At 67.6% G+C, this 14346-nt stretch carries 13 protein-coding genes; 3 read left to right on the forward strand and 10 right to left on the reverse strand.

Annotated features, from left to right (window positions below; genetic code table 11):
• Positions 1-15 precede the first annotated feature (15 nt).
• From mnhG to LDO13_RS16890, 6 genes are read right to left on the reverse strand one after another with little or no spacing between them, the layout of a single operon-like run.
• The gene (gene mnhG, locus LDO13_RS16865; RefSeq protein ID WP_224047823.1) at positions 16-432 is read right to left on the reverse strand and encodes a monovalent cation/H(+) antiporter subunit G; all 417 of its coding nucleotides are present in this window, start codon (positions 430-432) and stop codon (positions 16-18) included.
• Positions 422-700 (reverse strand): monovalent cation/H+ antiporter complex subunit F, encoded by a 279-nt coding sequence (locus tag LDO13_RS16870; protein ID WP_224047824.1) that lies wholly within the window; start codon positions 698-700, stop codon positions 422-424. The genes mnhG and LDO13_RS16870 overlap by 11 nt, the downstream gene beginning before the upstream one ends.
• A complete protein-coding gene (locus LDO13_RS16875) occupies positions 697-1242 on the reverse strand; it encodes a Na+/H+ antiporter subunit E (protein ID WP_224047825.1) in 546 nt (181 codons plus the stop codon). The genes LDO13_RS16870 and LDO13_RS16875 overlap by 4 nt, the downstream gene beginning before the upstream one ends.
• The gene (locus LDO13_RS16880; protein ID WP_224047826.1) at positions 1239-2879 is read right to left on the reverse strand and encodes a Na+/H+ antiporter subunit D; all 1641 of its coding nucleotides are present in this window, start codon (positions 2877-2879) and stop codon (positions 1239-1241) included. Before LDO13_RS16880 ends, LDO13_RS16875 begins: the two co-directional genes overlap by 4 nt.
• The gene (locus LDO13_RS16885; RefSeq protein WP_224047827.1) at positions 2876-3466 is read right to left on the reverse strand and encodes a Na(+)/H(+) antiporter subunit C; all 591 of its coding nucleotides are present in this window, start codon (positions 3464-3466) and stop codon (positions 2876-2878) included. The genes LDO13_RS16880 and LDO13_RS16885 overlap by 4 nt, the downstream gene beginning before the upstream one ends.
• Positions 3463-6507, reverse strand: a complete 3045-nt coding sequence (locus LDO13_RS16890) for a Na+/H+ antiporter subunit A (protein ID WP_224047828.1) — start codon at positions 6505-6507, stop codon at positions 3463-3465. The genes LDO13_RS16885 and LDO13_RS16890 overlap by 4 nt, the downstream gene beginning before the upstream one ends.
• A 151-nt stretch (positions 6508-6658) precedes the next feature.
• Here LDO13_RS16890 and LDO13_RS16895 point away from each other — a divergent pair, with 151 nt between their 5' ends.
• Genes LDO13_RS16895 through LDO13_RS16905 form a run of 3 tightly spaced genes read left to right on the forward strand, consistent with a single transcriptional unit; the run spans position 6659 to position 9785 of the window.
• A complete protein-coding gene (locus LDO13_RS16895; RefSeq protein WP_224047829.1) occupies positions 6659-8062 on the forward strand; it encodes an MFS transporter in 1404 nt (467 codons plus the stop codon).
• Positions 8063-8101: 39 nt separating this feature from the next.
• Positions 8102-8584: a cation:proton antiporter regulatory subunit gene (locus LDO13_RS16900; protein WP_224047830.1), complete on the forward strand. Its 483-nt coding sequence runs from the start codon at positions 8102-8104 to the stop codon at positions 8582-8584.
• Between the two features lie 4 nt (positions 8585-8588).
• On the forward strand, positions 8589-9785 hold the full coding sequence (locus LDO13_RS16905) for a cation:proton antiporter (protein WP_224047831.1): 1197 nt from the start codon (positions 8589-8591) through the stop codon (positions 9783-9785).
• Positions 9786-9842: 57 nt separating this feature from the next.
• On the opposite strand, the gene dcd is transcribed toward LDO13_RS16905, so the two are convergent.
• The 4 genes from dcd to LDO13_RS16925 all read right to left on the reverse strand — a co-directional run bounded on the left by dcd (position 9843) and on the right by LDO13_RS16925 (position 14339).
• Complete coding sequence (gene dcd, locus LDO13_RS16910) at positions 9843-10418, reverse strand: dCTP deaminase (protein ID WP_224047832.1); 576 nt, start codon at positions 10416-10418, stop codon at positions 9843-9845.
• A 64-nt stretch (positions 10419-10482) separates the two neighbouring features.
• Complete coding sequence (locus LDO13_RS16915) at positions 10483-10938, reverse strand: SRPBCC family protein (RefSeq protein WP_224047833.1); 456 nt, start codon at positions 10936-10938, stop codon at positions 10483-10485.
• A gap of 184 nt (positions 10939-11122) precedes the next feature.
• Positions 11123-12433 carry an aromatic acid/H+ symport family MFS transporter gene (locus LDO13_RS16920; RefSeq protein WP_224047834.1) on the reverse strand — a complete coding sequence of 437 codons (1311 nt, stop codon included), beginning with the start codon at positions 12431-12433 and terminating at the stop codon, positions 11123-11125.
• 145 nt (positions 12434-12578) lie between these two features.
• Complete coding sequence (locus tag LDO13_RS16925) at positions 12579-14339, reverse strand: thiamine pyrophosphate-binding protein (RefSeq protein ID WP_224047835.1); 1761 nt, start codon at positions 14337-14339, stop codon at positions 12579-12581.
• Positions 14340-14346: the final 7 nt, after the last annotated feature.

Here is a 14346-nt window from a genome sequence, read left to right on the forward strand (position 1 = left end):
AGGGCGCACCAGCCATCACCGCCCGCCGGTAACCTCGTCGCCGTCGTCGTCCGTGAAACCGCGCGTTCCGGCCGCCTGCTGCACCACGGCTTCCAGTTCGTCGGTGCTGAGCAGCTCCGGGTGCAGGTGCTTGGTGCGGTAACCGGCCCGGCCCACCATGTGCGCCGACACCGGCACCGTCAGCAGCTGGAAGATCCAGGCCACCACCAGCACGGGCCAGACCCACCAGGTGCGCATTTGAAGCCCCAGCGCGCACAGCAGCAGGAACAGCCCCAGCACCTGCGGCTTGGTGGCCGCGTGCATCCGGGTCATGAGGTCCGGGAACCGCAGCAGCCCCACCGCCGCGGCAAGGGACATCAGCGCGCCGACCACCAGGAAAACGGCCGAGACGGCGTCGATCACGGCATCGCCGGAAAACGTCTCAGGATTCACGGGGCTGCTCCCTTCGGTCGGCGACGAACCGGGCCACCGTCACTGAGCCGACAAACCCGATCAGGGACACCGCCACGAGCAGCATGAGGTTGTTCAGGTGCCGGTTCACGGCCATGTCGATACACAACGCAGCTCCCAGGATGGCCAGCAGCACGTCAGCGGCGAGCACACGGTCCAGCAGCGACGGACCCCTGGCGATCCGGATGATCGCTCCCCCGGCGGCCAGGGACAGCACGACGGCGGTGACAGTCAGGACAAGCTGCATCATGGCACCAGCTCCTGGTTGAGGGCGGACAGTTCGGCTTTGGTGCCCATGATCCTGATCAAACCGGCTTCGGTGTTGCGGACGTCCGCGCGCAGCTGCGCGGCATCTTCGGCGCTGCGGACGTTGATGCCGTGGATGTAGAGCGTGGACGTGGAGCGGTCGACTTCCACCACCAGCGATCCGGGGATCAACGCGGTCACATGCCCCGTGGCGGTGACCAGCAGGTCGGAGTGGCTCCGCAGCGGGACGGCGACCACGGCGCTGACGACGTTGGGGCCTTTTGCCACGGCCAGGAACAGGACCTGGAAGCTCGCCACCACGACCCTGGCCAGGAACATCAGGGCGAACGGAACGGCGCGCAGCACGTTGAAGCGTCCGCCGAGTTCCACCGGGGGCAGGTAGAACAGCCGGGCCACCAGCACCGCAATGAGGGCGCCGAAGAGCAGGTTGCCCGGACTGAAGTCCTGCCACAGTGCGGCCCAGACAATCACGAGCCAGACCAGCAGCGGCAGTTCCTGGCGCAGGGATATCCGTTTCCGGCTCATTTGCGCTCCTCCCCGCTGGCCGGCGGAACGCCGGCGGGGTCCGGTCGAGGCTGGGAGAGCGCCGGAACGGGTGTTCCCTCGCCGAGGACAGCCTGGATATACGAGGTCCGGTCCAGCATGTCGACGGCGGACTGGTCCGCCACCCGGAACAGCGGCCCGGCAAAGACCGTCAGCCCGACGCCGAAGAGGACCAGCCCCAGCGTGGAACCCACCATCGTCCGCGGCAGGAGGGTGACATTCGTCTTTCCGGCCCGGTCGCCCCTGGCCGAGTCGGCGGGATCCGCCAGCAGCACCGGGTCGGGGTGTTCGGCATCCTCAGGCTTTCGCCAGAAGGCGCGGTTCCAGACCCTGGCGATGGCCAGCAGTGTCAGCAGGCTGGTCAGCACACCGCCGATCACCAGCGCATAGGCCAGCGGGGTGCCGAGCTGGACGCCGGCCTGCAGCAGGCCTAGTTTGCCCAGGAAACCGGAGAACGGCGGGATGCCCGCCAGGTTCATGGCGGGGACGAAGAACAGCACCGCCAGCAATGGGGACAGCTTGGCCAGGCCGGCGACGCGGTCCATCGAGGAACTGCCGCCGCGGCGTTCGATCAGGCCCGTCACCAGGAACAAGCTGGTCTGGATGGTGATGTGGTGGGCGACGTAGAACACGGCGGCGCCCAGCCCGGCCACCGAGGACATAGCCAGGCCGAACACCATGTAGCCGATGTGGCTGACCAGGGTGAAGGACAGGAGTCGTTTGATGTCGCTCTGGGCCAGGGCGCCGAGGATCCCGACCACCATGGTCAGCAGGGCGGCGACCATCAGCGGCGTATTGAACGTGTCTCCCGGGAACAGCAGCGTTTCTGTCCGGACCATGGCGTAAACGCCCACCTTGGTCAGCAGGCCGGCGAACACGGCTGTGACCGGGGCCGGCGCCGTTGGGTAGGAGTCGGGCAGCCAGAAGGACAGCGGGAACACCGCGGCCTTGATCCCGAACGCCACGAGCAGCATGACGTGCAGCAGGTTCCGGGTGCCCGGATCCAGCTCCGCGAGCTTGATGGCGAGGTCGGCCATGTTGATGGTCCCCGTGGCCCCGTAGATCATGGCAATCGCGATCAGGAAGAGCACGGACGATACCACCGAGACCACAACGTAGGTCACTCCGGCCCGGATCCGCGGACCGGTCCCGCCGAGTGTCATCAGCACGTAACTCGCGGTCAGCAGGATCTCGAAGCCCACATAGAGGTTGAACAGGTCCCCGGAGAGGAAGGCGTTGGACACTCCAGCCACCAGGATCAGGTAGGTGGGGTGGAAGATCGAGACCGGCGCGTCCTGGTCGCCGTCGGCCATGCCCTGCCCGGTGGCGTAGACCAACACGGCCAGGCTCACGGAGGAGGACACTACGAGCATCAGCGAGGAGAACTGGTCCACCACCATCACGATGCCCCAGGGCGGGAGCCAGCCGCCGATATTGACCGCCGCTGTGCCGCCGTCCCAGACGGAGGCAAGCAGCCAGCATTCGAGCAGCAGCGTTACGGAAAGGACGGCGATGCTTACGGTCCGCTGGGCCCTCGTGTGCCGGATCAGCAGGAATGTCAGGGCAGCGCCGAGGATGGGAAAGAGGACGGCGAGCGGGGCGAAACTGGCAATGTTCACTGTCGGCCTCCTTCCTGCTTGGGTGCTGCCACGTTGAGGGAGCCGGGCTGTTCTTCCGACGCCGTCTCGGCGGCCTCGAGCTTGTGGTCGCCCACCTTCACGGTGGCGCCGGAGGCCCCGGCGGCCCCGGCGGGGGTGTTGGATATCGCGTCGCCGTCCCCGCCGATCATCGTCAACGGGAATTCGGACGTTTCCACCGGGATCACGGAGTCGTCCTCGACGTCGAAGCTGGGGGTCTTGGCGACGCGCCGGTCCTCGGCGTCGTCCTGGATCTCATCCTCGCGGGCCAGCACCCAGGTGCGGTAGATGAGCCCGAGCATAAACGCCGTGACGGCGAAGGAGATCACGATCGACGTGAGGATCAGGGCCTGGGGCAGCGGATCGTTGTACTCGCCGGGACCGGTGCCCTGGCTGAACAACGGCGCCAGGCCCGCATAGCCGCCCGTGGTGAGGATCAGCAGGTTGGTGGCGTTGGTCAGCATCATCAGGCCCAGCAGGACCCGGGTGAGGCTGCGTTCCAGGATGAGGTAAATGCCGCAGGCATACAGTGCCCCCATGACCGTCAGCAGGGTCAGGTTAACGCTCATGCTTTCCCCTTGGCTGTGGTTTCGGCCGGGACATCGCCGGCTTCCTGGTCTTCGGACGGTTCCGCCGGGTGCTCCTCGAAATGCTCGTCGATCTCGGCGCCCAGGCTGCGCAGGACATCCAGCGCCAGCCCGACGACCACGATGTACACGCCGATGTCGAAGATGGTGGAGGTGACGAACTTGACGTCGCCAAAGACCGGCAGCCAGAACTCGAGAATGGCGGACTGGAATACCTGGCCGCCCAGCAGCAGCGGCGCGACGCCGGAGGCCGCGGCCGTGGCTAGGCCTATGCCCAGCAGCGCGCCGGCACTGACCGGGGTGGCTTCGCGCAGCTCGAAACGGCCGCCGGCCAGGTAGCGGATGGTGAGTGCAAGCCCGGCGGTGAGGCCCCCGGCGAAGCCTCCGCCGGGGAGGTTGTGGCCGGCCAGCAGGAGGTAGATCGAGAAGACGATCATCGAGTGGAAGATCAGCCGCGTGACCACTTCGAAGATGATCGAGCGGCGTTCCGGCGCCAGGGTCCGCCCCGCAACGAGCCACGCGTCGCGGCTGGAGGCGGCAAAACGGCGGCTCATGGCAAGCGCGGCGTCGTCGCGGGTGTTGCCCCTGCCCGGGGCGCCGGGCTTCCGCCGTCCGACAGTGCCCTCCGCGACGCTCGACGACGCAGGGCTCCGGTCGCCGCGGCCACGGACGAAGATGAGGCTGGCGACGCCGGTGGCCGCCAGTGCCAGCACGGAGATCTCGCCGAAGGTGTCCCAGGCACGGATGTCAACGAGGGTCACGTTGACGATGTTCAGTCCGCCGCCACCTTCGTACGCCAGCTGCGGGAATTCGAGCGAGACGGGCGCTGCCACGCGGGCGCCGAGGGCGTAGATGGCGGCGAACACCATCGTGACGCCGAAGGCGGCCCCGATGATCACGCGGACCACCCGGTACCGTCCGCCGGTGCGGTCCCGCAGTTCGGCGGGCAGGCTGCGCATGGCGAGGACGAAGGCCACCAGGATGATGGTCTCCACCAGCATCTGGGTCAGCGCGAGGTCCGGGGCGCCCTGCAGCGCGAACATCAAGGCGATGCCGTAGCCGGTAACGGACACCATGAGGACGGCCAGGAAGCGCTTGTTGGCGCGCACGGCGGCCAGCGCGCCGATCACGATCCCCGCACCCACGACGATCTGCAGCGGTGAGTTGGGGTCGATGAAGTAGAGGTCACCGGGCAGCGGCTTGTTGGCCAGCACCAGCGCGGTGAGCGGCAGGACGAACGCGACGGTCAGGATGACGGACAGGTAGAAGTACAGCGAACCGCGCTGTGTCCGCCCGGTGATCCAAACGGCGACGTCGTCGAGAGCGCCGATGGTCAGCTGGTAGGTGCGGTCGCCGTCGATCCAGCCCGGGACCAGTCCCTGGAGCCGGGCGACGGTGTTGCGGCCGTAGAACATGGCCAGGCCGAGTGCGAAGGAAATGGCGGTCAGCCCCAGGGCGGGGGTCAGGCCGTGCCAGAGCGCCAGGTGGCCGGCGGCGGCTGCCACGTCCTCCCCGGCGGGCACGAACAGTGCCGCGTACGGCTGGATCCAGCCGTCCACCGGAGCCGGCCACAGTCCGTAGACGATGGTCAGGAGGCTGAGAATGGCGGGGGCGGCCAGGAAGGCCGGTTGGATCGGCTTGAAGGGGGTGGCGTCGACGCCGGACTTGACGGCGAAGGCGCCCCACATGAACCGTGCACTGTACGCGAAGGTCAGGATGGACCCCACGACCAGGCCGGCCAGGACCACCGGCCCCCACAGGCCGGCGGCAGGGTCTGAGGCGTAGTGGACGAAGGCTTCGAAGACCGATTCCTTCGCGACGAAACCGGCCAGCGGCGGGATGCCGGCCATCGAGGCGGCGCCGATCGCGGCCACGATCGCAAGGGCACGGGAGGACCGGTAGACACCGGAGAGCTTGCGGATGTCCCGGGTTCCGGCCTGGTGGTCGATGATGCCCACCACCAGGAAGAGGGTGGCCTTGAAGAGGCCGTGCGCGAGGAGCAGCGCGATGCCGGCGAGGGCCGCGTCGGGGGTGCCGAGGCCTACCACCATGGTCATGAAGCCGAGCTGGCTGACTGTGCCGTACGCCAGGATGAGCTTGATATCGGTCTGCCGCAGCGCCCGGTAGCCGCCGACCAGCATCGTGGCCAGGCCCAGGCCTAGCACCACCGGCAGCCAAAAAGTGGTGTCCGCGAATCCGGGCGCCAGCCGCGCCACAAGGTAGATGCCGGCTTTCACCATGGCCGCGGCGTGCAGGTAGGCGCTCACCGGGGTGGGGGCAGCCATGGCGCCGGGGAGCCAGAAGTGGAACGGGATCAGCGCGGATTTGGTGATCGCGCCAATCAGGATGAGAACGACGGCGGCCGTCACGGCTCCGGCGGCCGGCCCGGCGACGAGGGCCGGCGCCTGGTCGAGGATCGCGGAGATCCGGTAGGTCCCGGCGTTGAAGCCGAGGATGATCAGGCCCACCAGCATGGCCAGGCCCCCGGCGGTGGTCACCACGAGGGCCTGCAACGCGGAGCGCCGTGCTGACAGCCGGGTCCGTGCGTAGCCGATCAGCAGGTAGGACAGGACGGTGGTCAGTTCCCAGAAGATGAACATGAGGAGCAGGTCATCTGCCGTAACCAGGCCGAACATGGCCCCGGCGAAGGCCAGCAGCTGGGCGCCAAACCCGCCGAGGTAGTCGTCCTTGTCCTTGAAATACCGGGCGCAGTAGACCAGGACCAGCGCCCCCACGCCGAGGACCAGCAGGGACATGACCCAGGCCAGGGCGTCCATCCGGAAGGCGAGCTCAATCCTCAGCTCGGGGATCCACGGCAGGACCTCGGACACGCCGGGGCCGGCAGTGCCGGCAGCGCCGGTCAGGTTTTCACCGGAATAGACGGCGCCGTGCTGGAGGATCAGCCAGACGAACGAGCCCGCGGGCACCGCCGCGAGGGCGAAGAACGAATTCCGGCCGAACTTCCGGAAGAGAAACGGCGCCACAGCAGCCACCGCAAAGTGCACGGCAAGGACTGTGATCACTGGTATCTCCGCAACGTCAGGAATTCGATTGTCAAAAGTTGGAGCAGGCGGGGCATTGGTTAGGTTCGGTCCGGACAGTTTACCAAGCGTTGACAAATTCTTTCCGCAGGGTGCGCCGGGCCGTGTGCCCGGTGCGGATAATATTCGAGCTATGAACTCCGCCGCCGCCCAAGAGGCCATGCGTCCCGCCTCGGAACTGGAATCCGGAAGCCAGGTCTCCCGCAAAGGCCGCATCCTCGCCTGGGCTGCCTGGGACTGGGGCTCTGCCGCGTTCAACGCGGTCATGACCACCTTCGTCTTCACCGTCTACCTGACCTCCAATGCCTTCGGCGGCGAGGACCAGGCCTCCGCTGTCCTGGGCGGCGCACTCGCCGTCGCGGGCGCCGCCATCGCCCTGCTCGCCCCCGTCACCGGGCAGCGCTCCGATACGGGCGGACGCCGCAAGCTCTGGCTCGGGGTCAACACCGCCGCCGTCGCGCTCCTGACCGCACTGTGCTTCTTTGTGTTCCCCCGGCCGGAGTTCCTGCTGCTCGGCGTGACCCTGATTGCACTGGCGAACGTATTCTTCGAGTTTGCCGGCGTGAACTACAACGCCATGCTCACCCAGATCTCCACCCCGCAGAACATCGGCAAGGTCAGCGGCTTTGGCTGGGGCATGGGCTACCTCGGCGGCATTGTGGCGCTGCTGGTGGTGCTCCAGCTTTTTGTCCAGCCCAGCTTCGAGTGGTTCGGCGCCTCGACGGCGGATGGCCTGAACATCCGCCTGGTCGCAGTGTTCTCCGCGCTGTGGTTCTTCATCTTCGCGCTGCCCGTCCTGTTCGCCGTCCCGGAGCTTCCCCGGTCCAGGCAGGGTGCCAGCCTCGGGTTCCTGGCCTCCTACGGCCTGCTGGGGCGTCGGATCAAGGCGATCTACCGGACCAGCCCGCACACCATCTACTTCCTGCTGGCCAGCGCCGTGTTCAGGGACGGGCTGGCCGCCGTGTTCACCTTCGGCGGCATCATCGCCGCGGGCACCTTCGGCTTCGAGCTCAAAGAAGTCATCTTCTTCGCCATCTTCGGGAACGTCGTGGCCGCAGCGGGCGCCATCCTGGGAGGCTTCCTCGACGACCGGATCGGGCCGAAGGCGGTGATCACCGGTTCGCTGGCCGGGCTGCTGACCGCCGGCACCGCGATCCTGGTCCTCGGCAACGACAACCATTCCATCTTCGGCATGGCTTGGGCCGGCACCACCACCTTCTGGATTTTCGGGTTGTTCCTGTGCCTCTTCGTGGGGCCGGCGCAGTCCTCCTCGCGGGCCTATCTGGCCCGGCTCGCCCCGCACGGGGAAACCGGAGAACTGTTTGGCCTCTACGCCACCACGGGCCGGGCCGTCAGTTTCCTCGCCCCCGCCCTTTTCACGCTGTGCATCGCGGTTGCCGCCCCGTTGGTGGAGCCGGGCGAGGCGCAGCGCTGGGGCATCCTTGGCATCATGGTGGTGCTCCTCGCCGGGCTGCTGCTCCTGCTCCCCGTCAAGGCTCCGGACAAGACGGAAATCGCGATCGTCCCCGCCTCCTGACGCTGCCCGAAAAGCCATGCGGCGCACTAGGCTGGAGGAATGAACGTGGATGAAACAGACCTCCCGGGACTGGGCCGGCGCAAGGACTTCATGACCGCCTCCGGGCGGCGGATCGGCGTCGTGGAGTACCGCGAGGGCCAAACCGAACTGATCGTCTCCACGTGGGACGATCCGGACACCTGCCAGGCGTCCATCCCGCTGACGGCCGACGAGGCCGCTGCACTGGGTAACCTGCTGGGCGGCCAGCGCCTGGCCATGCAGCTTTCGGAAGCCCACCGCGAGGTTCCCGGGATCGTCACCCGGCAGTTCTCCATCGCCGCCGGCTCCCCGTTCCAGAACCAGCCGATGGGCAAAGCCGCTATCCGGACCCGCAGCGGCGTCTCAATCGTCGCGATCATGCGCGAGGGCGAGGTGGTCCCCTCACCGGGACCCGACGTCGTCCTGCACCCGGGCGATCTCCTGGTTGCGGTAGGGACGCAAGAAGGCCTCGACACGGCGGCCGGCATCCTCCGCAACGGCTGACGGCATGGATCCGCTCGCACTGACCCTGATTGAACTCGGGGCCGTCGTCTTTTGCCTCGGCATGTTGGCGAGGCTGGCCGGGCGGATCGGCATGTCCCCTATCCCGTTGTACCTCATCGGCGGCCTGTTCTTCGGGGCCGGCGGCGTTGTGAAGCTCGAAGGTATGCACGAATTCGCACATCTCTCAAGCGAGATCGGCGTCATCCTCCTCCTGCTTATGCTCGGATTGGAATATACGGCCGCCGAACTGGTCACCGGGCTGCGCCGCTCGTGGCAGGCCGGCGTCCTGGACCTGGTGCTGAACTTCCTGCCGGGCGCCCTGCTCGCGATCCTGCTGGGCTGGGGCGTGGTCGGAGCGATGGTGATGGGCGGCGTCACGTACATTTCCTCGTCGGGGATCGCGGCCAAGGTGATCACGGACCTTGGCCGGATCGGCAACCGCGAAACTCCGGTGGTGCTCTCGATCCTGGTGTTTGAGGATCTGGCCATGGCCATCTACCTGCCGATCCTGACGGCGACCCTGGCCGGGGTCAGCTTCGTTGTGGGGCTGCAGACCGTCGGGATCTCACTCGCCGTCGTCACTGTGGTCCTGCTGGTCGCGCTGCGGCACGGCCATCACGTATCCAAGGCCGTGCACAGCGAAAACTCCGAGGTGTTCCTGCTCAATCTGCTTGGGGCGGCGCTGCTGGTGGCCGGTCTCGCCGCGGCCATGCAGGTGTCCGCGGCGGTGGGCGCCTTTATGCTCGGAATTGCGATTTCAGGTGCCACCGCGCATAACGCAACGCGGATCCTGGAGCCGCTGCGGGATCTCTTCGCGGCGATCTTTTTTGTGGTCTTCGGCCTCAACACGGACCCCTCCACCATCCCGCCAGTTCTTGGCTGGGCCCTGCTCCTGGCCATTGTCACGGCGACCACCAAAATGCTCACCGGGATTTGGGCGGCGAAGCGCGCCGGGATCGGCGTGCCGGGCCGCTTCCGTGCCGGCGCCGCGCTGATCGCCCGCGGAGAGTTCTCGATCGTGATCGCCGGGCTCGCGGTGGCCTCCGGCGTCGTCCCCGCGGAGCTCGCGGCGCTGGCGACGGCCTACGTGCTGATTATGGCCGTGACGGGCCCGCTCGCGGCCCGGTTCGTGGAGCCGGTCGTGGCGATGCTGCGCCGCCCGGCAAAGCCGCCCGCGGTCCGGACGGCCGACGGGATCTGACCGCACTGCAGGCCTGCGCCGCACAGCCCGTCAGTACCGCGTCCCGCGGTTGCGTTCTCAGACGTCCGTGCGGTGGAAGTTCAGGTGGCTGCGGCTGGCCGTCGGGCCGCGCTGGCCCTGGTAGCGGTTGCCGTACTCGCCGGAGCCGTACGGGTGTTCGGCGGCCGAGGTGAGCCGGAAGAAGCAGAACTGGCCGATCTTCATGCCCGGCCACAGCTTGATCGGCAGCGTCGCCATGTTGGACAACTCCAGGGTCACGTGGCCGGAGAAGCCAGGATCGATGAATCCGGCGGTCGAGTGCGTGAGCAGGCCAAGCCTGCCCAGCGAGGACTTGCCCTCGAGCCGGGCGGCGATATCGTCGGGGAGCGTCACCGTCTCGTACGTGGAACCCAGAACAAATTCCCCGGGGTGGAGGATGAAGGGTTCGCCGGCCTCGACCTCGACCAGGCGGGTCAGCTCGGGCTGTTCCTCGGCCGGGTCGATGTGGGCGTACTTGTGGTTGTCGAAGAGCCGGAAGAACTTGTCGATCCGGACGTCCACCGACGATGGCTGGACCATGGCGGGGTCGAACGGCTCCAGAACGATCCGTTGGGAATCAATTTCGGCACGAATGTCGCGGTCTGAGATCAGCACAGTCTCAAAATTACCGTACCCGCGGGGAACAAATGTGCGCGGGGCCAGTGTTACGGCACTGCCGTTACGGCCCGGACTGTTCTTCCAGTTGGTCTTCCAGCACCGATTTGAGCTGCTCCAGCTGGCAGACTTCAGCCTTCATCCGCCGGCGGAAGGGGGACCTCAGCCGGGCCATGATTCCCTGGGGCTCCCGCTCGAGGGCAAAACGGACGCGGGTGCTGCCGCCTTCCGTGCTCAGGTAGTAGCCGCCGTGCATCCGCTCCAGCCCGGCCAGGGCCCTGTACTGGATCTCAGCCCCGGGCCGCGCCTCGGTGATCTCAAAATCTCCGCTGAGGGTGCGCCCGCCGGGGCCCGCGATGGTCTGCCGGTACACGGCGCCCTTCGTCCCTGCGGCGCCGGACTCCAGCTCAATGCTGCGGACGCCTGCACGCCAGCTGGGCAGGTTGCGGGCGTCCAGCAGGAAGTCATACACGCTCATGGCATCCCGTTGGATGACGACGTCGTACTCTGCGATTGCCACGGAAATCCTTGCTCGGCGGACAGCTGATGGGCGTAGCCCGCTTCCCCGGAACTGCAGCTAACCCCTTCAGGATAGACAGCAAGGCCCGCCCCGCGCGGCTGCGGGGGCGGGCCTTTATCGAAGAGTTATGGGCCTCCGGACTGTGTACTGGTCCGTGACTCCTTCGCAGCGGCTGATCCAGGGGCTACTTTTCGGTCAGCTTCGGCACCGAGAACACCACAATGGCGCCGACCACGGCGAAGGCCGCGAACATGTAGAAGTTAAGCTGCCAGCCGAAGGCCATGCCGGCGATCAGCCCGCCGATCAGCGGCCCGCAGATGGCGCCGATGCGCCCGATGCCAAGGGACCAGCTGAGGGCGGTGGCACTCAGGGACTGCGGGTAGTGGGTGGCGCAGTAGCCGCCCACCAGAATCTGGGTTCCCACGGAGCCGAGGCCGGCGAAGGCGACGATCACGAGCAGCATCGCCAGCGGGAGCTGGAGGCTCAGCATCAGGATGGCGACGAAGGCGAGGAGGAAGGACGCCGTCACTACCTTGCGGATGCCGATCTTGTCCGCCAGCACGGAGGCGCTGATGGAGCCCACGATCGCGCCGGCGTTGAGGACCAGCAGGAACGTCAGGGCATCCCCGAGCTGGAAGCCGGCCTGGCGCATGATCTGCGGGAGCCAGGTGTTCAGCCCGTAGACCAGCAGCAGGCCGCAGAAGTTGGCGAGCGCGAACAGGACCGTGGAGCGGACCCATTTGCGGGTGAACAAGGTCTTCATGGCTGATTTGGGTGCTTCGGCGCCTGTCTTGACGTCCTCGGCCGTGACGATGTCCGAGTAGACCAGGCCGTACCGGTCCGCGGTGGCTCTGGCTTCTTCGATGCGCTGCTTGCGGGCCAGGTACGCCACCGATTCGGGCAGGAGCTTCCAGGCGATGGGGAGCAGGGTGACCAGGGGCAGGGCGCCGATGGCGTACATCCAGCGGAAGTCGATGTGCTGCAGGAGGTTGATGGCGAGCAGCGATGCGCCGACGCCGCCCACCGAGTAGCCGCTGAACATGACGGCGTTGGCGATCTGGCGGCGCTCCTTGCGGGCGTACTCGACGGTCAGCGCAATGCAGGTCGGCACGATGCCACCCAGGCCCAGGCCGGTCAGGAACCGCAGGAAGCCGAAGACCTCGGCGGTCGGAGCGAAGGCCGTGAGCAGCATGCAGGTGGAGAACCAGGCGATGCAGGCCAGCATGATGCGGCGGCGGCCCAGTTTGTCGGTCAGGATGCCGACGGAGAGCGTGCCGACCAGCATCCCGACCAGGGCCAGGCTGCCGATCAGGCCTGCCTGCGCGGGGGTGACACCCCATTCCTGGAACTTCAGGATCGTGGGGACGGTGGAACCGTAGACCACCAGGTCATAGCCATCAAAGACGATGGCCACGAAGCACAGGATGAGGACCGCGTGGCCCTTCCAGCGAGGTGTGGCCTCGTTGCGCAACTCAGTCGACATTGACTGCGTCATGGATGTACCTCTCGTTGAGATTTCATTGGGGATTTGTGTGGTAGCTCACATGCTGTGCCCACTGTGTCACGCATTGATTCCGACAGTAAACAAATCAGCATATATCGTTTTCGTAACGATCGTCATCGATTGCCGGGGGCGGGTGTCAGTGCCCCTTGAATGCCTCGGCCAGCCACCACGCGCCGCCGTCGGACGCGATCTTGGCATCGATGACCAGCGGACGGGCGGGACGCTCCCGCACCCAGGCGCGGACCTCTTTGAGGTCCGCCACGCTGCGGACCGTCACGGCGTCCGCGCCGAAGCCACGGGCGATCGCGGCGATGTCCGTGTCGGGGAAGGTGACGGTACTGAGATCGACGGCAGGGCCGACGTCGGCGCCGCCCTCATCCGTGCCGCCGGCGCCGAAGTGGTGGACTTCCGCACCGTAGCCGGCGTCGTTGTAGATGATGCAGACCAGGGGCAGCTCCAGGCGGACGGCGGTCTCCAGTTCGCTGATGCCCATCAGGAACCCGCCGTCCCCGGCGCCGAGTACCGGCAGCCGGTCCGGCCTGGCCATCGCGGCTCCGATCGCCGTGGAGAGGCCCAGGCCGATCGACTGGAAGGCCTGGGTGAAACAGAAGCCGAACTCGTCGGGGACCCTCAGGTAGGTGCTGGGGTAGCCCATGAAGTTGCCGGAGTCGATCGAGACAATCCGGTCCGCGGGCAGGATGGCGTCCAGTTCGCGGCTCAGCACGCGGGGATCGATCCGCCCGCCGCCGGAGAGGTCCGGCGTTTCGACGCCGTTCCAGCGCGAGCGTTCTGCGATGGCGGCCGCGTTCTCCGCGGTGCGGTACTTCCCGGCCGGTTCCGGCTGGAGCGTCCGCAGCTCCGAGAGGACATCCGCCGCGGTCAGCGCGGCATCACCCACCACGCCCAGGTCGACGGGCCGGTTGGCGCCGAGCGCGGAGTCCTCGACGTCGACCTGCACCACGGCGGTCCCGTCCGAGATCAGGTGGCCATGCCGCATGGTCCACATGTTCAGCGCGCAGCCCCAGCCGATAATCAGGTCGGCGCCCTGGATCAGCCCGGCGCTGAGCGGCGACGAGAACCCGCCGGAGATCCCGAGGTTGAAGTCCTCGTCCTGGAACAGCCCGTTCGCCACCGCCGATGTGGCCACGAGCGCGCCGGCGTGGGCTGCCAGGGCCCGCAGTTGCTCCCCGGCGGTCCGTGCGCCGCGTCCTGCCACAAAGACCGGGCGCTCTGCGGCGTTAATCAGGTGCGCCAGGCGCCGGACGCTGGCGGCGGAGGGGCGGACCGGCTGGGCGTCGGCAACCACGGCCGGGTGCCCGCCCGGGTGCGCGGCGGGGGCAGGGGCGGACTGGACGTCGAGGGGCAGGTTGAGAACTACGGTGCGGCGTTCGTTCCGTGCCGTGCGGAAGGCCCGGAGGGTGTCCGCGACGGCGGTTGCCGGGGAATGGATCCGCTCGCTCACGGCCCCGACGCTGCGGGCGAGGGCATCCTGGTCGATCTTGAAGTTGGACCGGACCGCGGAGGCCTGAGTGTCGGCCGTCAGCACGATCAGCGGCGTGCGGCTCTTGGCAGCTTCGCCGATCCCGGTGATCGCGTTGCTCAGCCCGCAGCCCTGGTGGGTACTGACGACGCCCACCCGCCCGGACATCCGGGAGTAGGCATCGGCCATCGTGGCCGCGCCGCCCTCGTGCCGGGCCGCGGTGAAGGGCACTCCGGCGAGGCGCAGGGCATTGGTCACCTCGAAGTTGCCGCTGCCGACGACGCCGAAGACATGCCCGACGCCGAGCTCCGCCAGGGTCCGGCCGACGAGCCGGGCCACGGTCGCCGGAACAGTCTCCTGCGGGGCATCGACGGCCTGCACCAGCGCGTCCAGTGAACTTTGTGAAACTACTAGCATGGACTTA

The sequence above is a fragment of the Arthrobacter sp. NicSoilB4 genome, assembly GCF_019977335.1.
In the GTDB taxonomy this organism is placed as follows: domain Bacteria; phylum Actinomycetota; class Actinomycetes; order Actinomycetales; family Micrococcaceae; genus Arthrobacter.